Raw genomic sequence first — 23,985 nt, forward strand, 5'->3', positions numbered from 1 at the left:
CCCAACTCTAGCGATGCTCCCGCCCAGATTCAGGCTCTTGTGGCTCGAGCGGAGGCGAGTCCAAATAGCCGGGGTACTTCTTGCGCATCATTCCGAGACGGTCAGGGCTAAGCTCGTCGATCTCAGGGCGCTGGCGTTGTTTCTCAGAAAGTCTTGGCTGGTTTCGCTCCACCAGCATATCTTCGGCGGTTTTGGAACGTAGCTTCACTTTGCGGACCGAGCGCACCATCATGCGGATGACCACCACGGACAGCGCCACCATCAGAAAGGTTAGCAGAAACCCTTCAATACCCGGAGTGACCTCTTCCTGGTCGAGTCCAGGGCGCAAGTTCGATTCCTCAGCGGCCAGCAGGACCGCGGTCTGCAGGGCAGTTGTCATCAGGCCTCATTTCCCTGATCTTCCCGGTCTGGGGTGGGGGTGCGCAGACCGGAGAACAGGTCGGTTTCGGGCAGGTGAGTTGGTACGCGCGAGTCAATCAGCACGTAGTCTTCCCAGGGCCAGGCATCCCGCACAATGTCGTGGGGGGTGAAGAAGAACCCGTGCGGATCGATCTGCGTGGCATGAGCCCGTAGTGCAGCATCGCGACGGTCCAGGTAGTTCCCCACTGGAATCTGTGTGGTGACCTGGTGCTTGGTCAACCGCCACGCGTCCGGGTCTTCACCGGATTGCAACCGCTCGTACCACTGAATGCGATCCGCATAAGGCGAGGTCCGGCCGGAGGCTTCATAGGCTTTGTGCAGGGCAAAATATTTATCCGGGTTGAAAGCCCGGTCGTAGTACAGCTTGGATACTTCCCACGCTTGCCCTGTTCCCGGATAAGCTTGCGGATCGCCTGAGCCTTGATACGCCTTCACGGTGATCTCGTGAGCGCGCAGGTGATCGGGGTGCGGGTAGCCACCGATCTCATCATAGGAAATCAGCACATGGGGGCGAAACTCTCGAATCAGTCGTACGAGCACCGCGACCTGAGTATCACGATCAGAATTGGCAAAAACCCCATAGGGTAGTTCGGGAACCGGGTCGCCTTCTGGCAGGCCCGAATCAATAAATCCGAGCCAGCGGTAGTCTATGCCAAGCGCTTGAGAGGACTCTTCCATCTCGACTCGCCGTACAGCGGTCATGTCTCGGTGCAAACGGGCAACCTCACCCTGGTAGTGCTGGTTCAGCAACGACCCCGCTTCTCCCGAGGTGCACAATGCCACCATGACGTCAGCACCGGCATCCTCATATGCTGCCATCATCGCCGCCCCCTTGGAGGATTCATCATCGGGGTGTGCGTGAACAGCCATCAGGCGCAACCCTTGGGAGGGCGGAACATCGGTGGCTTCTGGACGCTGATAGTCACTCGACTGCGTGCTACCGTAGTCCTCGGATCCTACGGGCACACCAAACTCTGGGTGTTGCGATGATCCGGACCTTTGTTGTGCTGAAACGCTCACGAGTTGTCTGTACTCCTGATCCACTGCTTCACGGTCACATTGGCTGTGCTACGCCGTGGCTGGGTAGAGTTTAAGTCTATGGTCAATAGCCCAGTTCCGGCGCAGGCATCGGCTTCTGATAGCTTAGCCAATCGTTATGGTCGCTCCCAAAGTAAGAACTCGCCTGAAAGGCAGGAGCGACGGCGTCGTTGGGGGATCATTGTTGCGGTGACGGCTCTCATTCTAGCCGTAGCGCTCGCCGGTGTGTGGACCTACTCGATGACCGAAGACCGATTGAGCTATAAAGACGTGGGCTTCGACATCGTCTCCGAAGATCATGCCACTGTTCGCTTCCAGCTCACTAAAGAGCACGACGCCACGGTCTCCTGTGCGGTGCAGGTGCTGGCCGATAATTATGCGGTGGTGGGATGGAAAACAGTCATCATTGGCCCTGAGGCCGCCGGTGAACAGATTGATTCCAGCCCCTCAGATCTGACTAGTTACTACGACGTCCAGGTCCGAACCGATGGGCTAGGAACCAATGGTGGCGTGAATGATTGCTGGTACTACGAAGACGGTCCCAGCAACATCTCATATTTTGATGTCGACCGGTAGCCTGCCTGGCGCAAGAGAGCCCGGCGGACGCTCCCACTGCGACCAGACTGCACAGTGTCGCGGTCCAGTGCTAGAATTCTCCCTAACCCCGCAAAAGCGTTGACGAAGTCCCGTCGTGGGGGCATGCGAATCGCATCCGATAAAATCGGATTCGGTTAAACCGCACGCCCCACGGCGGGTCTTTGTGCAGTAAAGAACTTGACGTGTAGTGGACAACTCAAACTTTCCCTGCCAAACGATCCTTCAAGGAGGAATTATGACCACCTCACCCTCAGCTCCTTGGCTGACCCAAGAAGCCTATGACCGGTTGAGCAAAGAACTCGAGTACCGCGCTGGCGAAGGTCGTCAAGAAATTGTCGACCGCATTGAAGCAGCCCGCGATGAAGGCGACTTGAAGGAGAACGGCGGCTACCACGCCGCTCGTGAAGAACAGTCCAAAAACGAAGGCCGCATCGCGGAACTAAAACAGCTGTTGGAGAACGCAGTTGTGGGCGACACGCCGCAGGACGACGGCGTCGTTGAGGCCGGTATGGTCGTTGAGGCCACCGTCGGCGGTAACGAAATGACCTTTATCTTTGGTAACCGTGAAATCGCTTCCGAAGACGAGCAACTCGATGTTTACTCTGAGCGCTCTCCCCTCGGCGAAGCAATTCACGGTCGTCAAGCTGGTGAAACCCTGTCCTACACTGCCCCGAATGGTAAGGACATCGAAGTTGTTCTGAAGAAGGTTACTCCCTACAATCCTGGAAAGTAACTTTTTCAGAAGCTTCGCCTCCTCCCGGGCCTCGCGTGCAACACCGAGGCCCGGGACTTGTTTAAGGGACGATATTCCTGGTGTTATTTCCCCTTGCCCACTGTGCTGAGAGCAACCACGCAGATGACAAAGTGGCTGGTAGACCATCTGTGATTGTGGCAGTTAACTGCTAGCCTAGGATTTGTGAAGATTGTAGAGCGTTTCGTAGTACTCAGCCTGGAGTTCCAAGACGAGCTAGCAGGAGTTTCCTCCCTGCTCTCGAAAGCACGGGTGGCAGCCACCATGGCCGATTTGGAGACCGATGGCGTGGTGTCCTTTACCCCCGCCGAGCTGACCGAACCGTGGAACATGGATAATCCGAAGATTATCGTCAAGGAAAAAACTCCGAGCTCCCCGGCCTTGAACGACGTCGTCGAGAAACTGCGCGATAAGACGGGCGACGAGCTCTCCCGGATCGTGAAGTCCAAGAAGTTCGATCCGTTGCAGGGTGTCTTGGACAACTTTGAGCACAACGGTTTGGTGTCCACCCATAACCCAGGACCGTTTAGGCCAACGCACTACGAGCTCGTTCTTGATACCACCGCTGAAGAGGTCATCACACCTCTAACGCAGGTGCTGTTGGGGCGTCGTGAGGCCACCTACGAAGACCGTCTACTATTGGGCATCATTGAGAGCATCAACGCCACCGGCCTCATGTTCGCGACCGCCAACGCTGGTTGGGAGCAAAAGGACTTCAGCAACCGGGTGCACGAGCTTGATGGGCACCACCCGGTGCTGTCGGTGTTGCACGCTCAGACCAGTGGCACCTCAGCATTGATGGCTAAGTCGCAGCTAGGAGCAGCTACACTGTAGCCACGTCCCCAGGCCTTAGTGCGTGATTTCGGGCTCATAGCCACTTTCACGAAGTTTTTCAAGTAGGTGGTCTGAGTGGTAATGGCCACGTGTTTCCATATTAATGGTGATATACACTTCGCCCATGCCCAGCGAAGGACCGATTGAGGTGTGGTCCACTCCGATGACATTCGCTTCGGCCTCGGCAATAATCCGTGACACGTTCTTCAGCTCGCCTGGGCGATCTCGGAGGGGAATCCGCACGGTGAGATAGCGTCCGGCTGCCAACAGACCCGACTGAACCACTTTGAGCATCAACAGCGGGTCAATATTGCCCCCGGACAACAGCGCGACCACTGATTTCGGTGCCAGCCCCAGGTCCTTCAGCTTCCCCGACATCAACGCCGCCACCGATACCGCACCGGCTGGTTCGACCACCATCTTGGACCGCTCCAATAAGAACACCAAAGCGTTAGCGATTTGGTCTTCAGAAACTGTCACCACGTGATCCACGAGATCCTTGATGATGCTAAAGGGTAGATTGCCCGGACGGCCCACCGCAATGCCGTCAGCAATCGTCGTGAGCTGCTCGAGAGAAACGACGCCGTCAGCGGCCAGCGAGGCCGGGTAGGCGGCCGCATCTTCGGCTTGCACACCGATAATCGTGATGTCGCGTCCTTGTCGCCGTGCCAGTTCCTTGATGGCGATTGCTGTCCCTGCCAACAGTCCCCCACCACCGATACTGGTGATCACCGTGTCGACATCGGGTTGTTGCTCGAGAATTTCGAGTCCAACAGTTCCTTGCCCTGCCACGACCTTCTCGTCGTCGAAGGGATGAATAAACGTTGCCCCGGTTTTTGTTGCGTGGTCCTTCGCTGCTGCCAAGGCTTCGTCGACGTTATTGCCAAGCAAGACGACTTCCGCGCCGTGATCTTTCGTAGCCTGAACCTTAGGTAGTGCTGCTCCTAGGGGCATGAAGATCGTGGCGCGCAGTCCAAGTTTTGACGCCGCTAAGGCAACACCTTGGGCGTGGTTTCCTGCAGAGGCAGCCACCACCCCGTTTCCCTTGTCCTCTTCGGGAATGTGATACATCCGGTTGTAGGCGCCCCGCACTTTGAATGAGCCAGCACGCTGAAGATTTTCGCACTTCAGATGCACCGTGGCACCGGTCATCCGCCCCAGGGCTCTGGAGTGCTCCATGCCGGTTTCCACCGCTACCGCGCTAATGACGTCGCGCGCAGCAAGAATATCGTCGAAACTCACCGGCACCTCAGCGGGCAATACAGGTACAGAAGAATCAGTGGATGTCACGAGTCGGTCTCCTGAGGGTTGATACGCGATGGATGAGAGCAGCGGATCGGATCGTCAGAGGTCGCCAGCGCTGGGGGCGATCTCATCGGGTGCTTCGGGGTCGACCGCGTGGGGATCTTTGTTCTTCTCCCATGGTCGCGCCGCCAGATATTTGACGAAAGAATTAGCGAAGGCAATGGCCGGTACCGCAAAGATCGCCCCGACGATACCCATCAGCGCAGTACCGCCAGAGACAGCGAGGAATACCACCAAGGGGTGTAGCTGCACGGCGCGTCCCATAACCAGTGGTTGCAGAATATGTGATTCGGCTTGTTGCACGATCAGCACCACCACTAACATCAACAGCGCGTTGACCCAACCGTTGGCAACCAGTGCTAGGATCACCGCGATCGCACCGGTCAAAACCGCACCAATCATGGGGATGAAAGAACCGAGGAAGACGAGCACCGCGAGGGGCAGGGCCAGCGGGACCGAGAGTAGCCAGGCGCCCAAGCCAATTCCGACCGCGTCAACGAAGGCCACGAAGATTTGGACTCGCACATAGCTTCCCAGTGACTTCCAACCGGCGTGTCCGGCTCCGTCGATTGCACGGCGGTGGCGACGTGGCACGAAGTTGAGCATGAAGTTCCAGATCCGGGAACCGTCGATGAGGAAGAAGATCAACGCGAATAGCGCGATCAGTGTTCCGGCACCGATGTTCGTCGCGGTGGAGCCGAAGCCGATGGCCCCGGAGACGAGAGCGTCGGAATTCTGGGTAAAGGTGTTCCAGACATCGGCCAGGATTTCTTGCCATCGGTCTGTGGTGAGACCGTAGGACTCGGCCAGGGCGAAAAGTCCTACGATGCCTTCTTGGATCTGCTGCCACATATCAGCGAACCCGACGGCCAATTGTTGCCCTGCCAGCCACAGCAGTCCCACGATGAGCGAGAGGAAGCCTAGCATCACGGTAACTACCGACAGCCAGGCGGGGAACCGAAACCGGTTTTTCAAAAAGCTATGCACCGGATAGAGCAGGCTGGACAGCAAAGCAGCGATCAGTAGCGGGATTACGAGCAGGGAGACGTGTGAAAACAGCCAAATTCCGATACCTGCCGCGACGACAATAATAATGAACTGTAGCGCCCATCCAGTTGCGACAGTGACACCGTAGGGAATGTCAGCCGCTAGTTTTCTCCCGACTTCAGCCAAAGTAGGCGAGTCGAACTCTGAGTCCTCGACAGGCCTTTTCGGAGGGGCTGAACTCATCGGCCAGGTCCTCTCTGTGCTGATCACTACGGTAAAGGCTCGTGCCAAGCCTCAACCCTTGTAAGCATACTCTGTCCCGGAAATTGTGAAGAAAACCCAAGACAGAACATACGCGGGCGGTGTCACGCAGACTAACCAAAGGTGGCCTCAGCGTGACACCGCCCGTATTATCGGTCACCTCAGATCGTGACCTGACGAAAATACGATAGCCGTGCGCCGGGAATCACGCATCGGCCACCTCGCGCAAGATCGACAGCACACGCAGAATTTCCAGGTAAAGCCAGGTCAAGTCGGTGACCAAGCCAAATGCTGCAGTCCAGGCAAAGGAGCGTGGGGCACCGTTGCGCACACCCTGCTGGATCATGGAAAAACTCATCACCAGCGAATAAGCGGCCAAAACAATCGCGATCACGCCGACGATGACACCCAGCCAGCCCGAACGTAGACCGAACATCCCCTCGGTGACTCCGGTAATCATCAGCACGAAGTTCACCAATGCAAATACGGCGTAACCTAGAGAGGCCAGCATGAAGATCTGCATGCCACGAGCCGTAGCACGGACCTTACCAGAGGAGAATAGCGCCAACATCACCAGGAAGACGCACAAGGTCGCCAGAACAGCCTGGCTGGCCACCCCCGGGTACATGGCGTCCAAGGTGAGGGAGATCCCCCCAAGGAACAGGCCCTCCGCGAGGGAGAACAGCGTGATCAGCAACGGTGAGGGCTGCTTTTTGAACGCGTTCACCAAGGACAGGACGATCGCGCCAATAGCACCGATGAGCGTGGCGGGACCGACGATTCCGCCCAATCCGAGCATCGTTCCGGCAAACCACAGTCCCAAAGCTCCGACCAACACCACGGCTAGCTGGGAAGCGGTCCGCAGGATCACATCATTGTAGCTGACTCGCCCGGTATCCTGTGGAGTCGCGGAGGGGCGAGCATACATCTCTTCGAGTTCAGATGCGGAAATGGTCTGAGGAGTCTGCACGCCCCCAGAAGCTTGTTGCTTGAAATTGTCGGAGTTAAAGACTGGGTTGGCCATGGGCCGTCCTCTCGTATCTGACGGTCAGGTGTTCATGTGCCAGTCTAACGGTAACCACTGCGCCGGTGTTAGCTAACTACCCGCAAGCTAGGTTAACTACCAGCGGTGATAATCCCCTGCTGTATGGCACTATCCGGCACACTTGTTACTTAGCGTCCTCGTCGCTATCGTCCTCAGAGCTAGATTCTGTAGTAGCGGGGGTTTCGAGGAAAATCTCGATATCGGCATCCTCGCGTAAATCCTCCACCAATTCAGTGATCGCTTCATTCTCGTTTTGAAGCTTGACCTGCTCTTCCAGGTCGTCCTTGGACTCCGCAAAGCTCGGTAGCTGGTCTTCGCCCGAGGCGGATTCCGACGATCCATCCTCGGCCTGTGCGGACGGATCAGCCGAGGCTTGAGCCTCCATGAGTTGCTTCTGTTGTTCCATCTGGTCGTCGTAGAGATCTTTGAGCTCTTCTTCCGAAGGCTCGTCAACATCGAGAGTCTCGATCAGCTGATCCATGGCAACTTGTTTCTTGGAATCTTCACGCAGTTGTTCCTCGTCCATGCCTTGTTCCTCAAACTGCGCGATGAGCTCGTCCTGAGATTCCAGCCCTTGTTGTTTAGCAAAGTCATCGAGGAACTCATCGACATCATCCTCTGTGACCTCGATATCTTGGTCCTCTGCTTCTTGGAGCAACAGCTCATTGCCGATCATGATCTCCAGGCTCTCCTGTTTGAGCTGATCTTCGTCAACGTCCGAACCGCTCATTTGAGCCTGGTACGCCATCTGCTGATACTGAGACTCATAGTTGGTAGCAAATTCCTCTTTGGTGATCTCGGTATCGTTGATCGTGGCCACCACGTCGGGAACGTCGTCGAGATTTGGTTCCGGAAGCGCTCCTTGGTCGCCAGCCGATGCAGAGGCTTCGGGCGCCCCATCTGCGTTTTCCTCATCTGCACTACAGGCTGACAGGCTCAACATGGCAATCAGTGCGATGGAACTGAGGATCTTTTTGCCGAGCAAACGTCTACCGTCCCTTCGGGTTGGGTGTCAGGAGCTGTCCTCGCGCCGGTTGCGCGTCTCCTTGGGATGATCACCCCGAGTGTAGTCCCCGAAACTGAATAGGCGATTCAGTGAATCATCAGCCTCTATTCAGGACGCCGGTACCCCCAGTCAGACTCGAACTGACAACACAGCGATTTTAAGTCGCTTGCCTCTACCAATTGGGCTATGGGGGCTCGTTCGTGGTTCCGAGACATCACAACGCCCCGGCCAGAACACCTTCCAGATCATACTGGAGGCGCTCGACCGGGGCCGTTGTTTTAACTCAGCGCGTCACAAATGTCATCTGCGCTGGTGTGATCGAGAGCTTAGGCTTCGATTTCTTCGGTCTTCTTGGTGAACCGTGACGGAATCTCAGGCTTACCGGCGGCCTTGCGGAAGGCGTTGAACGGACGCTCCAGACGCTTGGTCTGGGTAGTGTCTGTACCCCACAGCAGTTCCTGGATCCAGCCGGAGACCACGCGAGACTTGCGCTCAAGGGTCGGCAACGCGTAGGCGTGGTAGACACGGTGTGCCAGCCAGGCGGGCAGGCCGTTGAGTTCAACGCCCAGCGGGTTACCGACGCCCTTGCCAAGCCCCATTCCGGCAACGGTACCCAGAGACTTGTGGTAGTACTCTTCAACGACACCTTCGCCGAAGCGTACGGCCAATAGGTTTTCGGCCAGGCGCTTCGCCTGACGGCCGGCGTGCTGTGCGTTCGGCACACAGAATCCACCGGGGCCATCACCGGTCAGATCCGGCACAGCGCAGATGTCGCCACAACCCCAGGCACCTTCAGTCACGCCACCGTCTCCATCCGAGATCTGCAGAGTCGGAGTAACCTCGATGCGACCACGGTCGTCCACCGGGAAATCGGTTTCTTTGGCCATACCGTTGGCGGCAACACCGGCGGACCACACGATGGTGTCAGCGTAGAAGGATCCGGCCGGTGAATCGTCACGCATGTCTTTGAGCTTGACTTCGTAGTCAACGGCGCTGTCCAGCGAAGTGTTCAGCAACACCTCGATGCCACGGTCGCGCAGGTGCTCGACAACGCCTTCCGCCTGCGCTTCAGAGACCTCGGGCATAATGCGTCCCATGGCTTCAACGAGCACGATGCGAGCCTCGGACTGCGACAATCGGGAGTTACGGGCGATGGCGTTGCGGACCAGGTCATCGATCTCGGAGATGGTCTCCACACCGGCGAAGCCACCACCGACTAGCACGAAGGTCAGCGCGCGACGACGCTCAGCAGCGTCGGTCATCAAGGCTGCCGACTCGACGCGTTCCAGGATCTGGTTGCGCAGAGTGACTGCCTCTTCAATGGTCTTCATACCGATGCCGGTCTTATCTAGACCGTCAATCGGGAATACACGGGTGTTAGAACCTGCGGTCATCACGATGTCCTGATATGGAATCTCGAACTGTTCGCCGTCTTCGGCGGCTACAGTCGCGATCTTCTCGGCGTGAGAGACATTGACGACCGAGCCCTGAACGATTTCGGCGTGCTTGAGGTGAGTGTGCAGGTCCACCGTAGCGTGGCGGGCCTCAATGTGTCCGCCGAGAACCTCGGGCAGGAACGGGAGGTAGGTCATGTATGCGTTGGGGTCAACGACGGTGACCACACCGCCCCGATCACGAACTTTTTTCTGGAGCTTCCGTGCAACAGTGATGCCGGCGTAACCGCCGCCCACAATGAGCACGCGTGGTTTCGGTGATAATTGAGGAGTTATAGCCATGTTTCCTATGTTAGGCCGGTTACGCGCGGTTGTGAATTCAACAGCGACGGTTGATTGTATTAACTACACAGTGAGATCTATACCACATTCTGACACGGTGAGATATTCAGGTTGTGGGCGGGCTAACGACTCGTGGGACGACCAGCAGCTCGGCGGGTCGCCAATTGCCATATTCCGGTCCCGGCCAACGCTACCACCAGGCCCGTCCCACCGATGACCATGACAGGTTGCCACCAACTGGCCGCACCGGTCATCGGTGTCGCGGGAGTCGATTGGGCTGTGGCATCCCCAGGCAGTTCGGTGGGCACCTCCACCGGCTCGTGGCCCTGATATTGGTCAGACCTACCGGTGAGCGCATCGTCGTCAGATGAACGACGGTGTACGCGGATCCACTCGCCCATCGAGCCCATCGGGTTTTCCGTTACGGTCGGCACCTGCGTGGTGACGGCCTGTTCGGCGTTGATCACTCCGTGACCGTAGAGCGCATCGGTGCCGGAATCGCCTGCAGGTTGGGCCGTGGACAAAATTCGGTTGATGACTTGTGCTGCCGAATCCTCCGGATGGGCCGAGCGCACGAGCGCGACGAGGCCCGAGACCAGCGGTGCGGCACCAGAGGTTCCCGACCAGTTCTGATACCCGCCGTCCGAGGTTACTCCGACCAGCGGGTCGGCCGGGGCGGCCACACCGATCGTGATGCCCTCAGTGGAAAAGTCCCAACTGGCGGATCCATCCGCGTCCAGTCCTGCCACGGTGAGTACACCAGGGATTGTGGCCGGGACTCCCACCGTCGTCGATCCGCCGGCCCGGTTGCCGGCAGCCACCACGACCACCACGTCGTTTTCCTCAGCGTAGAGAAAGGCATCGTCCCAGGATTCTGGCCAATCTTGTTCGGAGGAGGCCAGTGAAATATTGATGACATCGGCACCTTGGTCAACCGCCCAGGTCACGGCTTCAGCAATCTGTTCTTCGGCGCTGGGAACATCCTCGCCGTCGCCGAGATAGACCGAAATGCTCAGCAGCTGCGCTTCGGGTGCGGTCCCGATGATGCCGTCGTCTCCGGGACCCGGTTCAGCAGAGGGCTCCGATTCTGATTCTGTGTCCGTCTCGGCATCCTCAGAGGCGTTGGCATCTTCCTCGTCATTGTCGTCGTTCTCGGGCTCTTGCTGAGTGGCTTGGTCAACCTCGCGCAGATTATTGCCGTGCCCGGCCAACAGAGATGCCACGCTCGTGCCGTGGTGAGGGTCCTCACCAATCGGTTTGGTGCCGTCGTCGTGACCCTGCCCCGACACATCGGTTCCCCCGATCACCTGGCCAGTCAAATCCGGGTGCGTGTCATCGATACCGGTGTCAATCACCGCAACGGTGACCCCCTCGCCGCGGGTTTCTTTCCAGGCTTGGTCGAAACCGTACTCGGTGATCCACTCTTGGCTGTCCCGCCATTGATCGGCCTGCGCTTTGGGCACCGGTGTGCTGACCAAGCATAACAACAGAGCAAGAGCCAGCGTCGTCGCACGTAGAACTGCATCGCTCAGTGGATTGACGATCACCACGACCTTCATGCTATGAGTCCTGGACCCTGCTGTCGTTCGGCCCGATCAGCGATAGGGCGATGCCGTCGAGAATATCGTGTTCGGAGGTGATAATGGCGGCCAGTTTTCCGCCAGTAGCGTCGTGCACTATCTGTAGCAACGTCGACCAGATCAGCGCGCCGGCTCCGATCACATCGGCACGGCCCGGGTGCATGAACCCTAGGTTGGCCCGTTCGGCGCGGGTCGAGTGAAGCAAGGTGGCCGCAGTGGCTTTCAGGGTTTCTCGATCCAGTTGGGCGCCGTGGATGGCATCGGCATCGTATTCTTTCAGGCCCAACGCCGCTGCGGTGAGCGTCGTGACGGTCCCAGCAACCCCGATGACCGCATCGATCGTGGAGAAGTCCAGTTCCTCGTGCACTCGGGTGAAAACCTCGTTGAGCTCACGGTCTGCAACGGCAATTTCCTCGGCGGTCGGTGGGTCAGAACGCAGGTATCGTTCGGTGAAGCGGACACACCCGATGTTTTCTGAAACCGAGCCGACCAGAGTAATCTCGCGATGTCCCGAGGCAAAACCCACCTCGCCGACCACGCACTCGGTGGACCCGCCGCCGAGGTCCACCACCATGACCCGCACCGATTGATCCGGGTTTTCGCACTCGACAGCAATGGCTTGGAGTTGTGCATCATCGAGGGCACTCAGGGCACCGGAGAAGGTTAGGTGGGCTTCCTCGGCGCCGGAGACGACTTCTGGTGTCACGTTCAGCGCCTGGCGCACCCCGGCGATGAACGCATCGCGATTGGAGACATCACGGGAGGCCGAGGTGGCTACAAATCGGACGGTCTCGGCGCGGTGGTGTTCAATCACTTCGGCGTAATCCCGGCAGGTGGCGAAAGTACGTTCTAGGGCTTGCGGGGCAAATTCTCCGCTCTGGTCTACCCCTTCGCCCAGTCGAACCACCTGCATTTCACGGTGCAGTTCGACCAGTTTGGCCCCGGTGTCGGGGTCGGCAACCGGGCGGGCCACCAGCAGACGAAGCGAATTCGTCCCGCAGTCGATAGCAGCCACCGCAGTGGCCTCATCGGCGCTAACCCGGCGGTGCTGGATCGGGTTGGTCCGCCCCTGCCGGTTGAGTCGACGCACGTGGCGGGACAGATCCTGACGTGGGGCGACTGATGCATCGTCCCATCCCTGTTCACATCGGCACCTCTGCGCCGAGAACTCTTCGGAGATCAGATCCAGCACGCGGTCCCCCAATGGGTTGACTCCGGGGCCCACCGACAAGGAGTGAGCGGCCAGCACGTGTAAGCATTTGACCCGTTCGGGCATTCCGCCGGCAGAAATTCCTTCGATTTCGGGGACCTCGCCCACCCCGGCAATCTGGCCGATCCGATCACGCTCGGCTAAGTAATTCTCGTGGGCAGCCCGGTATTGATCAGCAAGGTGCCGGTTGTGAGCCAGTTCGTCGGTCATCTCCGCCATGATCCCGGTGGCTTCCAGCCGGGACACGGCGGTAGTAGCCAGCGGGTGGGTCAGGTAGAACGTGGTGGGGAACGGGATACCATTCGACAGTCGTGGCGCTGTGGTGGCAACCAGGGGTGACCCGCATCCCTGACACCGTGCACCGATGGCCACCACATCGCGCACCGGTCGCCCCAGCTGACGACTGAGGGTCTGCAGGTCTGCTTCAGTGGGGTGGTCTACCGTGGCCACGCATCCTCCATGCTGTGCGGGAGTATTCTTTGGTTCTTGCGTTTTATGGTTGGCTCGTTTGGTGTTGGCTGGCGTGGACGAAAGAGTTCCAAAAGTCATCGGCCCAGGCCGGTGCCTGGTCTTCGGTAATTTCCTCTTCCTCGGTCACCGGCTCCTCGCCTTCGGCTAGTTCCTCGCCACCGACCACCAGGTACTTATGTTCACCTGGCATGACCATATTAAACCGTTCTCGGGCTTGCTGTTGCACATACGCCGGATCGTCCCAGCGATTGAGTTGTTGAGTGAGCTCTTCGTTGCGCTGTTGCTCTGCCTGCAAATCGGCCTCGGCCTGGGAGATCTCCTGGTTTTGTTGCAACATAGTGCGCAGGCTGGGTGCCATCACCACCACAGCAAGAAACAGCACCATGATCACCGCAATCATCCGGCCGGAGAAGTTGCGGGCAGGACGTTGTTCTTCCGGGGTGGCGTGACTGTAACGTTGCCGGACGCGCTCTTGGGCGCGCCGGGCTAGTTGTCGCTGACCGCGTTTGGTGCCGGTCGCGGCCGTGCCTCGTTTCACCGCTTGCTCGCGCTGGTCCTGACGACGCTGGGCACCCCTGTCGGCCTGGGAACCGCTGGTTCCGGAAGAGTTCTTGGGTACTCTGGGCTTTTGAGATCTCACGGCTAGTCCTTCCGTGGCGCGTCGTCTCTGATGGTCCGTTCCGGCGCCCAGCTCACACCAGTTCACCGGTTGACTGGCACTGTTGACGCAATTGTTCTGGCCCTACCTTAGTCACCACAACTGGCGACTGTCCGTCGCCCGCGCCCGCAAACTCGAAATCGGTAAACTAGCAACGGCCGAAGAGTGCCGATTGATACTCTTCGGCCGTTGATTGTGGGCTACCGACAGAAGTTCGTTAAATCTGGAAACGCGGGAATGCGCTACGACCGGCGTAGCGCGCCGAGTCGTCGAGTTCTTCTTCAATACGTAGCAATTGGTTGTACTTAGCCACACGGTCAGAGCGTGCCGGAGCCCCGGTTTTGATCTGACCGGCGTTAGTGGCCACCGACAGGTCGGCGATGAAGGTGTCCTCGGTTTCACCGGAACGGTGGGAGATCATGCAGTTGAAGGTCCGCGACTGGGCCAGCGAGATGGTCTCGAAGGTTTCGGTCAGCGAACCGATCTGATTGACTTTGATCAGAATGGCGTTACCGGCGCGCTCGTCAATACCGCGCTGCAGACGGACTTTATTGGTCACGAACAGGTCGTCACCGACCAGCTGAACCTTTTCACCCAGGGCCTGAGTCAGAGTTGCCCAGCCCTCCCAATCTTCTTCGTCCAGGGGATCTTCGATCGAAACCAGCGGGTAGTCGGTCACCAAGTCTTGGTAGTACGCAGTCATTTCTTCGGCGGTGCGTTCCTGACCTTCGAAGGTGTAAGTGCCGTTGTCAAAGAACTCTGAGCTGGCCACGTCCAGGGCGAGAGCAATATCGGTGCCGGGGGTGTAGCCGGCCTTGGTGATCGCGGTGGTGATCAGGTCCAGGGCGTCGCGGTTAGATGGTAGCGACGGTGCGAAGCCTCCTTCATCCCCCAGGCCGGTACCGTAGCCCCGTTCTTTGAGCACAGCTTTCAGACTGTGATAGACCTCAGCGCCCCAGCGCAGGGCTTCCGAGAAGGATGCAGCACCCAGCGGGGCGATCATGAACTCTTGAACGTCGACGTTAGAGTCTGCGTGAGCGCCACCATTGAGAATGTTCATCATCGGCACCGGCAACGTGTGGGCGTGGGGGCCACCGAGGTACTTGAATAGTGACAGGTCGGTGAACTCTGCGGCTGCATCGGCCACTGCCATGGAGACGCCTAGGATGGCGTTAGCGCCCAGGTTGGATTTGGCTTCGGTGCCGTCCAGATCCAACATCAGCTGGTCAATGCGACGTTGATCCGTGGCGTCTTCGCCCAACAGTTCTTGGGCGATGTCGGCGTTGACTGCCACAACAGCGTCGAGCACGCCTTTGCCGTTATAGCGTTCTGCATCGCCGTCGCGGCGCTCGACTGCTTCAAATTCACCGGTGGAGGCGCCTGATGGCACTGCGGCACGCCCCATTGAGCCGTCGGTCAGCAGGACTTCGACCTCGATGGTGGGGTTACCACGGGAATCGAGGATTTCGCGTGCGTGGATTGCATCGATAAAGGACATGGTGTTGGGGTCCTCTCCTTAGAGATCAACGGATTAGGGAATCTGAGGGATCGGTCGGTCAGTTCTCGGAAGTATCGGTGGAGGATTCGCTGGGTTCAGTGGATTCTCTGGGTTCGTGACACTGTGTGGTATCGTCGGCACGCTGTCGGGCACGGAAATCCTTCAACGTGTTGGAGCGACGATAATTAGAGGATCCGCGCAGAACGGCGGCGACCATAACAACCAGGACCGCCAGCACACCGGTGATGAGTGCAACTGCCACCCAAACACCCCACGGTGCCTCGATGGTTTGCGTGGAATTCATCAGCCAGATCATGGTGTCACCCTATCAGTGCGCTGAGCAGAGCTCGGCGCAGACTGAGCCTCAAGCCAGTGCAGATATTCCCGCAAGGCTCTTTCTGGGTCCAACCCCCGTTGGGTGGCTTGGGCAACCAACGCGAACAGTTGCGCCCCCAACTGATGCTCGGTCTCGATGGACTCCGGGGGATTTGGTGTGTTACCCGCGGTCTCCTCAAGCGGGTTGACCTCTTGTCTGCGGGCCCGCGACAGGATCTTGGCAGCGGCCGCCAGACTCGGGTATCCCGAGGGGGTTGAAAAAATCGAGGCGTGAGCGACGCGTTCGGCCTGTGCTCTGGACTCATCGGTGCTGTCAGGAGTGGTATCGGCTTTTTCCTGCTGTTTAATGTGTTCCCAGGCATGCTCGACATCCTCGACCGTGGATTGCCCAAGAACGGAGGGGTCCTGTAGCTGTCCTTCCGGGGTAAACACGTGGGGGTTGCGCCGAATCATTTTCTGGTTAATGGTTGCTGCGACGTCTTCGATGGTGAACCGTTGGGCTGGTTTCGGGTTCGTTTCAGCCAGGGCAGAGTGCAAGGCAACTTGGAAGAGCACATCACCGAGCTCATCGCGTATCTCCGCGATATCCCCGGTTTCGATGGCGTCGACGGCTTCGTGGGCTTCTTCAATCAGATAGTTGGTTAGCTCACGGTGGGTCAGCTGCGCCGTCCAGGGGCACCACCGACGCAATTGTGCGGTAATCCAGCGCAATCGTGCTAATTCACTCGAGGTCACGGGGCCGGCGTGCTGGGTGGTATCAGTCATCGTTCAGGGCAGTAAAGCAGGTCGGGCGGTGCGGATCGTGAGGGTCCAGGTGATCCTCGATCACAGCACACCAGTGGCGATTGATCTTCTCCAATAAGTTATCGCGTTCGGCCTGCGAGATGAACGCTCCGCGAGCGGCGTTGAGCTGGAACTCCAGCAGGTCTTCCAGGGTGTAACCATAGGAGTGGGTCAGTAAGTAGAGTTCATCGGTCACGGTGGTGCCGGAGATCAACCTATTATCCGGATTGACGGTGACGGCAAATCCAAGCTCATGCAACAGTCCGAAGGGGTGGTTGGCCAGTGGGTCTTCTGCCGTCCCGGGCTCGACAGCACCGGTTTGCAGATTGGAGCTGGGGCACAGTTCTAGCACCATCTGGCGTTGCAATACGCCTTCAGCGACCCGACCCAGACTGACCAGCGCGTCACCGGTCTCAGTGTCTTCCATCATGATGTCATCGGAGACCCGGACGCCGTGGCCTAGTCGCAGGGTCCGGCCGGAGATGATGGCATCGGCCACCGAGTCGATTCCGGCTGCTTCGCCAGCGTGGACGGTGATGGGCATGAATTGTTCGGTCAGCCAGGTGAAGGTCTCAGCGAAGCGGTGGGGCGGGAATCCGTCTTCGGGCCCGGCAATGTCAAAGCCGGCCACCCCGGAGTCGCGGTAGCGCACCGCCAGTTCAGCGATCGTTTGAGCCTGGTCAGCTTGACGCATGGCGCACAGTAATTGCTGGACCTGAATGCTCTGACCTTGATCGCTGGCTTGTTGACACCCTTGTTCGAGGCCGGCTTGGACTGCTTCCACGGCGTCTTCCAGGCTGAGTCCTTGGTAGGTGTGTTGTTCCGGAGCCCACCGCACTTCGGCATAGACCACTCCGTCGTCGATGAGGTCTTCGACGAATTCTCGGGCCACCCGTTGTAGCGCATCAGCCGTCTGCATCACCGCAGTGGTGTGCTCAAAGGTTTCTAGATAGCTTTCCAAACTGCCGGCGTTGGCAGCGACCTGGAACCATTCAGCCAGTGTTTCGGTGGTATCGGCCGGCAGCTGGTGACCGATGGATTGGGCCAGGTCCAAGATGGTGGCTGGTCTCAATCCGCCGTCGAGGTGATCGTGCAGACTCACCTTGGGCAGAGCGGCGAGATCAAGCGCGAGCGGATTGGTGACAACGGGTGCAGAAGCAGCGTGTTTTGGACTCACTCTTGCGAGTCTATGCCAGAACGGCCCCGCACGTTAGAGCCATGCCCATTTTCGGAGGAGTCTTCGCTAAACCCGGCCGGGCGGATTACCTCGGCCGGCGCCTGAGCCGGCGTCGAGGAAATCCGGGCCACCACCTTGCGAGCAACAAAATCAATCAGCAGGCCCAACAGTCCCGCAAAGATGAGCGCCACCACAATTTGCAGTAAGACGTTGTCTAACCATCCGGTGGTCAATACCCCGATGGCGATGGAGTACCCGGCCCATACCCCGGCTGAGACAAAATCTAAGAGCGAGAATTTCCACCAGGCGTATCCGGTCGCTCCGGCCACAAAATTCACGGCGACCCGTCCACCGGGCACATGCCGGGCCGTGATGATCAGTAGCGCCCCGTTGCGGTGCAGGGACCGTCTGGCTAGCTGGACGATACCGGCTACCCGACGGGAACGCATCCACCGGAATCGGGTCACGCCAATCGCACGGCCCAGCCGGAACGCAACCTGGTCACCCAGAGTGGCTCCGAACCAGCCCACAAAAAACAGCGTCGTCAATCCCACCGTGTTCTCTCGGTCGGCGATCGCGGCCAGCGCAACGATCAACGATTCCGAGGGAACGATCGGGAAGAACCCATCAATGAAGCACAGAATAAACAGCGCCAGCGGGGTCCACCACGCGGTGGCCGCCCGCAGGATGAGATCTTCGAGGAATGCAAACACCCTTCTAGCCTACGGGTCCTCGAGATCAGTTGGATATTCGATCAAGGATCACGCCATCGGGGACGGTGGTATCTGTCGCGTCAGGACCGATCTCGATCATCTGCTCGGTGAGTTCCAAAGCCGATACCATCAGCTTGGTGTCATCGGTGTAGAAAGTCGCCACTGGCTGACCGGCGGTGACCGAGTCGCCTCGGCGCACGTGTAGTCGCACCCCGGCTCCAGCTTGGACAGCATCACAACGCTGGGCGCGACCGGCGCCCAGCCGGCGCGCGATCAGCCCGACAGTCAGCGCGTCCACGCTCGTCACGCTCCCGGAACGGTCCGCCACCACCTGGTGCTCGTGGTGTGCTGTCGGTAGCGTGGCGCGCAGGTCGCCGCCTTGAGCGGAAACCATCGCGGCGAAAGTATCCATGGCGGCCCCGGAGTCCAGGTGCTCGGCCGGATTCACGCCGGTGATTCCAGCAGCCCTCAGCATTTCAGTGGCCAGCGCGACGGTGAGGTCACGGACATCTTGGGGGCCACCGCCGGAGAGAACCTCGAGGGATTCTTCGACCTCCAGCGCGTTGCCGACGGTGCGACCCAGCGGGGTGGACATATCAGTGACCAGTGCGGTGGTGTTGACCTGCGCAGCTGTGCCGAGGCGGACTAGTGTGTGGGCCAGTGTGCGAGCTGAACCCAGGTCTTTCATAAAGGCACCAGAGCCGACTTTGACGTCGAGCACCAGCGAGTCGGTTCCCTCGGCGATCTTCTTGGACATGATCGAGGAGGCGATCAACGGGATCGACTCAACAGTCGCGGTGGCATCCCGGAGCGCATAGATCTTCTGATCGGCCGGGGCGAGAGCCGCGGTGGGCGCACAAATCACTGCCCGGATGTCTTTCAGCTGGCGGGTCATCTCCTCGGGCGTGAGATTGACCCGGTAACCGGGGATAGACTCGAGCTTGTCCAGGGTGCCACCGGTGTGGCCCAATCCGCGACCAGACAGTTGGGGCACTGCCACCCCGTAGCTGGCGACCAACGGAGTCAACACGAGGGTGATTTTATCGCCGACTCCCCCGGTGGAATGTTTATCGGCGGTAGGGTGCCCCAGAGTGGAGAAGTCCATCCGGGTCCCAGAGTTGATCGTCGCTTGGGTCCAGGCATGGAGCTCCTGGGTATTCAGCCCTTGGTAGTAGATCGCCATCAGCAACGCCGACATTTGTTCATCCGGCAGGCCCCCGGCGGTATAGCGTTCGATGATCCACGTGATGGCCTCGGTCGTGAGCGCTTCTCCGTCGCGTTTGGTGGCGATCAGCTCTACGGGGTGAAAGTGCCGCGATGTCATCCGGTGTTGCCTTTCCAGTTGCTCACATCGGTGTCTTGGGGTTCGCTCAGGTGGCGAGGTTTTTCGGGCCAAAGGCCTGAGGTAGCAGTTGTCCCAGAGTAGTGAGCCCCTCAGCCGTGGTGAGTTGTAGCCTGGGCCCGGTGTGTTCGATCAGTAGCTGTCGGCACCGACCACAGGGGGTGATGAATTCACCGGACGCATTAACGATCACCACCGCGATGAGCGGGTCAGCTTCGAGCATGATGGCCTGACAGATCAGCGTGCATTCGGCGCACAGAGTCAGCCCGTAGGAGGCGTTTTCAATATTGGCCCCGGTGAGGATCCGACCAGATTGGGTCAGGCCGGCGACCCCGACCGGATAGTCAGAGTACGGCGCGTAGGCTTTCTTCGTGGCTTCCACCGCGTGCCGGTGCAGATCCTGCCACTGGTTTTCAAAAACCGGGACGTCTGTGCGTATGCCTTCACCCACGCTTTTCACTGTACCCCGGCCAAGGCCCGCAACGCAGCGGCGGTGAAGATTTTCACCCCGACGCCCAGGGCTCGTTCATCCGGATTGAAATCCCCTTGATGCAGATCGTAAATCGGCCCGTCTGGGGTTCGGGTGCCCAGCCGGAACATGGCTCCAGAGATTTTTTGGGTCATCCACGCAAAGTCTTCGCCACCCATCGATTGCGGGGTCAACGTAATGGCGCGGGACCCAATCTCAAAACGGGTTGCATCTTCGATCAGATCAGTTTCTTTCTCTGTGCTGACCACCGGTGGCACACCGCGGACGTGGTCGATTTCCACCGCGACACCGTAGGGCGCTGCGATCTGCCGAATGACTTGGTCGAGCAAATCTGCTGCTGCGCCCCAGGCATCGGCGTCCAAACAGCGCAAGGTTCCCGACAGCTGACCAATCGAGGGAATCGCGTTCGGGGCAGCCCCTGCGGAGATATGTCCCCAGACCACTTGAACTGCCGAGCGCACGTCCACCAGTCGCGACAGCACCGCTGGCACCTCAGAAGCAATTTTGGACAAAGCATAAACCACGTCTTCGGTCTGTTGCGGGCGCGAGGTGTGGCCACCGTGACCGGTGACCGTAATGCGCAACGTGTCGGTAGCCGAAGTAATAGCACCGATGCGGGTACCGATGGTGCCGACGTCAAAGGCCGGGTCACAGTGGGCCGCCAAGATCCGTGGCACCTCATCCAACAGTCCGGCTTTCATAACCTGCAAGGCACCACCGGGTAGTCGTTCTTCAGCAGGCTGAAAGATGATACGTACCCGGCCGTTGAGTTCCAGCCCGGATGTATGCAGCACGCTCTGTCCGGACAGAATCTGTTGCAGGCTCAACGCGGTCCCGGCCATCACGGCGGTATGCATGTCGTGTCCGCAGGCGTGGGCGATGCCGTCATGGACCGAGGCGTAGTCCAGTCCGGTGCGTTCTTGCAACGGCAACGCGTCAATATCGGCGCGCAACCCTAACACGATCGGCCCCTGACCGATATCGACCCACGCACCGGTGGATTCCATTTGTTGTGGTTCCAGCCCGGCGCAGTTGAGTAACTCTAGAATCTTCGCGGTGGTGCGGTGTTCTTCCAGAGACAGCTCGGGGTGCTGGTGAATATCTCGACGAAACGCCCGAATTCTCGGCAATAGTCCGTCAACGACTGGTGAGACCCGCGGGAGATCCGGGTCATCGCGCACGGGTTTCTCGGCGGAACTGCGAAACGGAGATTCCACATTCATTGCCCCGCCATGTGCTGAGTCTTCAGCGATCCGAGCCCGTTGCTCGGCGGTCTCAGTTGCGGGTAATGATGCTGGTAATCCTTCGTGCATGGGTTTTATCTTAAGGAGATTGTCAAGGCGCTAGCAACGCGACCGCCATCTGATGTTACTTAAAGAACATCGTCGTCACCGTGGGCTTTGAGTGCTTCCACTGCTTGCTTCACGGATTGAGCGTCGTCGGTGGTGGTCACCAGCAGAGCATCGCCGGTATCAACCACCACGATGTTCTCGACCCCGATCAGTGCGATGACTCGCGACGTGTCGGTAACCACCACACCGGTGGAATCGTCAGAATAGACCCGCGGGGTGGGACCAATAACGGTCACTCCCGAATCATCGCGGGCCGGGTTCAGCCGAGCGATGGCGGCGAAATCGCCGACGTCGTCCCAGATAAAGTCTCCGGGAATCACGGCCACGACACCGGCGTCGGCGGCTGGTTCTGCCACCGCGTAATCAATGGCAGTTTTCGGCAGGGTCGGCCAAATCCGCTCCAGCACCGTTTCTTGGTGCTGGGTCCCCCACGCCGCGGCGATTTCCATCAGTCCCTCATATAGCTCCGGTTCAGTGCGTTCCAGGTGTTCCAGCATCAGTCCCACCGGAGCGACAAACATTCCGGCGTTCCACAAGTAGTCCCCCGAGGCAACATATTCTTCCGCCAGGTGCTGCTCGGGTTTTTCCACGAAGCGCTGTACGCCGTGGGCAGTCGGAGCATTATCCACGTCCAGCCGTGCGCCTGCCTTAATGTATCCAAAACCTGTCGATGGGTACGTTGGCTTGATACCGATCGTGACAATATATCCGTCGGCAGCGGTAGCGATGGCTTCCCGAGCTGCCTGCCGGAAAACGTGGTCGGGACCAATCACCTGATCTGCAGCAAAAGATCCCATAATGATCTCTGGATCTCGGTGATACAGCACCGCAGCCGCCAGCCCAATAGCGGCGGCGGAATCCTTCGGTTCTGGCTCAAGTAAGAGGTTGGACTCCGAGATATCGGGCAACTGGGTGCATACGGCGTCGTGGTGCGCCCGACCAGTCACGACCATGGTGCGTTCTTCGGAGATCGGCACCAAACGTTCGTAGGTCGCTCGGATCAAGGTTTGTCCAGACCCTGTCAGGTCGTGGAGGAACTTCGGCGCTGCAGCACGGGATAGAGGCCACAAGCGGGTGCCGACACCGCCGGCAGGGATGACCGCCCAAAAACGGTCTTCGGGATTCTTGATTGGATCAGCATTCACCCTTCCCACAGTAAGCCACCGGTACGTTCTCAGATGATTAACGTGGCCTGAAACCGGCACTTCCTCAGGAATTGTTCAGGAAAGGATGCGCCGATCCCCACGTGTTTGCTTGTGGTCTGGTAGCGGGCAAACACTTCGTTAGATAACACACAGTGTGACTCATTTGGGTACAGACCCCCCGGTGCGATTATCCTTATCTTCGAAGGAAGCATTTTCGCACCGGCGCTGACACGTAGACATTGAGGGTGTCTCCAGCGCCCTTGCATCCTTGGGAGGTTACAAAGTGTCTACTGTGACAACCGCGGACACCTCTGCCGAAACCACTCGAAAATCCGGCAGGGGCACGCTTTATCGCGGTAAAGCAGGAATGTGGTCCTGGGTGGCCCACCGAATCACCGGTGTCGTCATCTTCCTATTCCTTTTGGTCCACGTGCTCGATACCGCACTCGTGCGGGTTTCTCCGGAAGCCTACGATGCAGTGATCGGCACGTATAAGAATCCACTGATGGCCATCGGCGAAGTCGGGCTGGTGGCCTGCATCGTCTTCCACGCCTTCAACGGCATCCGCCTGGTGTTGGTGGACTTCTGGAAAAAGGGCACCAAACACCACCAAACCATGCTGTGGATCGTGTTGATTGCCTGGGTCGTCGTGGTCGGTGGTTTCACCGTTCGCCACCTGATGTTAGCGTTTGCGGGGGTCTAGGATGAGCGTTACTACCGAAGAAACCAATATCGCAGCACCGCGCACCGGTGCCATTGACCCGAAATTCACTCGGAAATCTTCCAGCTCGAATACCAGCAAGGAAATGCTGAAATGGCTGTTTATGCGCATTTCAGGCCCCATCCTGCTGGTGCTGATTTTTGTTCACCTGTTTTCCAACTTGATGATTGGTGACGGTGTGCACGGGATTGACTTTGGTCTCGTTGCCGGCAAGTGGGCAAACCCGTTGTGGCAGATCTGGGACCTCGTCATGCTCTGGTTGGCCATGATCCACGGAACGTTTGGTGTGGCTACAATCATTGAGGACTACACCAGTTCAGACCGCACCCGTTTCTGGTTGAAGATGGCTCTGTACTTGGCTTCGGTCGCCATCATCGTCCTGGGCACCCTGGTGATCTTCACCTTTGAGCCCTGCATGGTCGATGACGCAGGCAACCTGCTCGACCGTTCGCCGAGCTTCTGCTATTCCATGCCGCAATTCGGCTGAAGACCGGATCTTTCCGTAACGCTCGGACCCACCGAATCACTC

At 58.7% G+C, this 23,985-nt stretch carries 24 protein-coding genes and 1 tRNA gene; 5 read left to right on the forward strand and 20 right to left on the reverse strand.

What is annotated here, in order from left to right; genetic code table 11:
- Nucleotides 1–7: 7 nt before the first annotated feature.
- Nucleotides 8–379, reverse strand: coding sequence for a hypothetical protein (locus DCC24_RS09165; RefSeq protein WP_110099627.1), 372 nt, complete (start codon nucleotides 377–379; stop codon nucleotides 8–10).
- Nucleotides 379–1,290 carry a mycothiol conjugate amidase Mca gene (gene mca / locus DCC24_RS09170; protein WP_110099662.1) on the reverse strand — a complete coding sequence of 304 codons (912 nt, stop codon included), beginning with the start codon at nucleotides 1,288–1,290 and terminating at the stop codon, nucleotides 379–381. Before mca ends, DCC24_RS09165 begins: the two co-directional genes overlap by 1 nt.
- Before the next feature lie 228 nt (nucleotides 1,291–1,518).
- Between mca and DCC24_RS09175 the strand changes: the two genes are divergently transcribed.
- The 3 genes from DCC24_RS09175 to DCC24_RS09185 all read left to right on the forward strand — a co-directional run bounded on the left by DCC24_RS09175 (nucleotide 1,519) and on the right by DCC24_RS09185 (nucleotide 3,640).
- Entirely contained in the window at nucleotides 1,519–2,034 is a 516-nt protein-coding gene (locus DCC24_RS09175) for a DUF4307 domain-containing protein (protein ID WP_110099628.1), read from the forward strand.
- A gap of 256 nt (nucleotides 2,035–2,290) precedes the next feature.
- Nucleotides 2,291–2,788 carry a transcription elongation factor GreA gene (gene greA / locus DCC24_RS09180; RefSeq protein WP_110099629.1) on the forward strand — a complete coding sequence of 166 codons (498 nt, stop codon included), beginning with the start codon at nucleotides 2,291–2,293 and terminating at the stop codon, nucleotides 2,786–2,788.
- Nucleotides 2,789–2,971: 183 nt separating this feature from the next.
- The gene (locus tag DCC24_RS09185) at nucleotides 2,972–3,640 is read left to right on the forward strand and encodes a GPP34 family phosphoprotein (protein WP_158524645.1); all 669 of its coding nucleotides are present in this window, start codon (nucleotides 2,972–2,974) and stop codon (nucleotides 3,638–3,640) included.
- A 15-nt stretch (nucleotides 3,641–3,655) separates the two neighbouring features.
- Here DCC24_RS09185 and ilvA read toward each other — a convergent pair whose 3' ends face one another.
- The 18 genes from ilvA to DCC24_RS09275 form a co-directional block, all read right to left on the reverse strand.
- Complete coding sequence (ilvA, locus tag DCC24_RS09190) at nucleotides 3,656–4,930, reverse strand: threonine ammonia-lyase (protein WP_233492048.1); 1,275 nt, start codon at nucleotides 4,928–4,930, stop codon at nucleotides 3,656–3,658.
- Between the two features lie 54 nt (nucleotides 4,931–4,984).
- Nucleotides 4,985–6,175: an AI-2E family transporter gene (locus tag DCC24_RS09195; RefSeq protein WP_199223131.1), complete on the reverse strand. Its 1,191-nt coding sequence runs from the start codon at nucleotides 6,173–6,175 to the stop codon at nucleotides 4,985–4,987.
- 223 nt (nucleotides 6,176–6,398) lie between these two features.
- Complete coding sequence (locus DCC24_RS09200) at nucleotides 6,399–7,217, reverse strand: Bax inhibitor-1/YccA family protein (protein ID WP_110099631.1); 819 nt, start codon at nucleotides 7,215–7,217, stop codon at nucleotides 6,399–6,401.
- A gap of 145 nt (nucleotides 7,218–7,362) precedes the next feature.
- A complete protein-coding gene (locus DCC24_RS09205) occupies nucleotides 7,363–8,223 on the reverse strand; it encodes a SurA N-terminal domain-containing protein (protein ID WP_110099632.1) in 861 nt (286 codons plus the stop codon).
- 141 nt (nucleotides 8,224–8,364) lie between these two features.
- A tRNA-Leu gene (locus DCC24_RS09210) sits at nucleotides 8,365–8,438 on the reverse strand.
- 132 nt (nucleotides 8,439–8,570) lie between these two features.
- A complete protein-coding gene (locus tag DCC24_RS09215; protein ID WP_110099633.1) occupies nucleotides 8,571–9,980 on the reverse strand; it encodes an NAD(P)/FAD-dependent oxidoreductase in 1,410 nt (469 codons plus the stop codon).
- Between the two features lie 122 nt (nucleotides 9,981–10,102).
- Complete coding sequence (locus DCC24_RS09220) at nucleotides 10,103–11,539, reverse strand: S8 family serine peptidase (protein ID WP_110099634.1); 1,437 nt, start codon at nucleotides 11,537–11,539, stop codon at nucleotides 10,103–10,105.
- Between the two features lies 1 nt (nucleotide 11,540).
- Nucleotides 11,541–13,220 (reverse strand): DUF501 domain-containing protein, encoded by a 1,680-nt coding sequence (locus DCC24_RS12565; protein WP_304529233.1) that lies wholly within the window; start codon nucleotides 13,218–13,220, stop codon nucleotides 11,541–11,543.
- 43 nt (nucleotides 13,221–13,263) lie between these two features.
- Nucleotides 13,264–13,881 (reverse strand): septum formation initiator family protein, encoded by a 618-nt coding sequence (locus tag DCC24_RS09230; RefSeq protein WP_110099636.1) that lies wholly within the window; start codon nucleotides 13,879–13,881, stop codon nucleotides 13,264–13,266.
- Between the two features lie 235 nt (nucleotides 13,882–14,116).
- A complete protein-coding gene (gene eno, locus DCC24_RS09235; RefSeq protein ID WP_110099637.1) occupies nucleotides 14,117–15,397 on the reverse strand; it encodes a phosphopyruvate hydratase in 1,281 nt (426 codons plus the stop codon).
- 58 nt (nucleotides 15,398–15,455) lie between these two features.
- On the reverse strand, nucleotides 15,456–15,701 hold the full coding sequence (locus tag DCC24_RS09240) for a hypothetical protein (RefSeq protein WP_146206313.1): 246 nt from the start codon (nucleotides 15,699–15,701) through the stop codon (nucleotides 15,456–15,458).
- An 8-nt stretch (nucleotides 15,702–15,709) separates the two neighbouring features.
- Nucleotides 15,710–16,498, reverse strand: coding sequence for a MazG nucleotide pyrophosphohydrolase domain-containing protein (locus DCC24_RS09245; RefSeq protein WP_110099639.1), 789 nt, complete (start codon nucleotides 16,496–16,498; stop codon nucleotides 15,710–15,712).
- Nucleotides 16,491–17,693 carry an adenosine deaminase gene (locus DCC24_RS09250; RefSeq protein ID WP_110099640.1) on the reverse strand — a complete coding sequence of 401 codons (1,203 nt, stop codon included), beginning with the start codon at nucleotides 17,691–17,693 and terminating at the stop codon, nucleotides 16,491–16,493. Before DCC24_RS09250 ends, DCC24_RS09245 begins: the two co-directional genes overlap by 8 nt.
- Nucleotides 17,690–18,406 (reverse strand): DedA family protein, encoded by a 717-nt coding sequence (locus DCC24_RS09255; protein ID WP_110099641.1) that lies wholly within the window; start codon nucleotides 18,404–18,406, stop codon nucleotides 17,690–17,692. Before DCC24_RS09255 ends, DCC24_RS09250 begins: the two co-directional genes overlap by 4 nt.
- Before the next feature lie 25 nt (nucleotides 18,407–18,431).
- The gene (locus tag DCC24_RS09260) at nucleotides 18,432–19,730 is read right to left on the reverse strand and encodes a thymidine phosphorylase (protein WP_110099642.1); all 1,299 of its coding nucleotides are present in this window, start codon (nucleotides 19,728–19,730) and stop codon (nucleotides 18,432–18,434) included.
- Between the two features lie 46 nt (nucleotides 19,731–19,776).
- Nucleotides 19,777–20,199 (reverse strand): cytidine deaminase, encoded by a 423-nt coding sequence (locus tag DCC24_RS09265; RefSeq protein ID WP_233492049.1) that lies wholly within the window; start codon nucleotides 20,197–20,199, stop codon nucleotides 19,777–19,779.
- A 5-nt stretch (nucleotides 20,200–20,204) separates the two neighbouring features.
- Nucleotides 20,205–21,461, reverse strand: a complete 1,257-nt coding sequence (locus tag DCC24_RS09270; protein ID WP_110099665.1) for an amidohydrolase — start codon at nucleotides 21,459–21,461, stop codon at nucleotides 20,205–20,207.
- Nucleotides 21,462–21,610: 149 nt separating this feature from the next.
- On the reverse strand, nucleotides 21,611–22,735 hold the full coding sequence (locus tag DCC24_RS09275; protein ID WP_233242834.1) for a mannose-1-phosphate guanylyltransferase: 1,125 nt from the start codon (nucleotides 22,733–22,735) through the stop codon (nucleotides 21,611–21,613).
- A gap of 283 nt (nucleotides 22,736–23,018) precedes the next feature.
- Here DCC24_RS09275 and sdhC point away from each other — a divergent pair, with 283 nt between their 5' ends.
- Complete coding sequence (sdhC, locus tag DCC24_RS09280; protein ID WP_255410766.1) at nucleotides 23,019–23,438, forward strand: succinate dehydrogenase, cytochrome b556 subunit; 420 nt, start codon at nucleotides 23,019–23,021, stop codon at nucleotides 23,436–23,438.
- Between the two features lies 1 nt (nucleotide 23,439).
- A complete protein-coding gene (locus tag DCC24_RS09285) occupies nucleotides 23,440–23,943 on the forward strand; it encodes a succinate dehydrogenase hydrophobic membrane anchor subunit (RefSeq protein WP_110099645.1) in 504 nt (167 codons plus the stop codon).
- Nucleotides 23,944–23,985: the final 42 nt, after the last annotated feature.

Source organism: Auritidibacter sp. NML100628 (genome assembly GCF_003185985.1).
GTDB classification, from domain to species: Bacteria; Actinomycetota; Actinomycetes; order Actinomycetales; family Micrococcaceae; genus Auritidibacter; species Auritidibacter ignavus.

Coding starts and splice junctions, on each gene's coding strand:
- DCC24_RS09165 (WP_110099627.1), bottom strand. CDS start 379: ATGACAACTGCCCTGCAGACCGCGGTCCTGCTGGCCGCTGAGGAATCG.
- mca (WP_110099662.1), bottom strand. CDS start 1,290: ATGGCTGTTCACGCACACCCCGATGATGAATCCTCCAAGGGGGCGGCG.
- DCC24_RS09175 (WP_110099628.1), top strand. CDS start 1,519: ATGGTCAATAGCCCAGTTCCGGCGCAGGCATCGGCTTCTGATAGCTTA.
- greA (WP_110099629.1), top strand. CDS start 2,291: ATGACCACCTCACCCTCAGCTCCTTGGCTGACCCAAGAAGCCTATGAC.
- DCC24_RS09195 (WP_199223131.1), bottom strand. CDS start 6,175: ATGAGTTCAGCCCCTCCGAAAAGGCCTGTCGAGGACTCAGAGTTCGAC.
- DCC24_RS09200 (WP_110099631.1), bottom strand. CDS start 7,217: ATGGCCAACCCAGTCTTTAACTCCGACAATTTCAAGCAACAAGCTTCT.
- DCC24_RS09215 (WP_110099633.1), bottom strand. CDS start 9,980: ATGGCTATAACTCCTCAATTATCACCGAAACCACGCGTGCTCATTGTG.
- DCC24_RS09220 (WP_110099634.1), bottom strand. CDS start 11,539: ATGAAGGTCGTGGTGATCGTCAATCCACTGAGCGATGCAGTTCTACGT.
- eno (WP_110099637.1), bottom strand. CDS start 15,397: ATGTCCTTTATCGATGCAATCCACGCACGCGAAATCCTCGATTCCCGT.
- DCC24_RS09240 (WP_146206313.1), bottom strand. CDS start 15,701: ATGAATTCCACGCAAACCATCGAGGCACCGTGGGGTGTTTGGGTGGCA.
- DCC24_RS09245 (WP_110099639.1), bottom strand. CDS start 16,498: ATGACTGATACCACCCAGCACGCCGGCCCCGTGACCTCGAGTGAATTA.
- DCC24_RS09260 (WP_110099642.1), bottom strand. CDS start 19,730: ATGACATCGCGGCACTTTCACCCCGTAGAGCTGATCGCCACCAAACGC.
- DCC24_RS09270 (WP_110099665.1), bottom strand. CDS start 21,461: ATGAATGTGGAATCTCCGTTTCGCAGTTCCGCCGAGAAACCCGTGCGC.
- DCC24_RS09285 (WP_110099645.1), top strand. CDS start 23,440: ATGAGCGTTACTACCGAAGAAACCAATATCGCAGCACCGCGCACCGGT.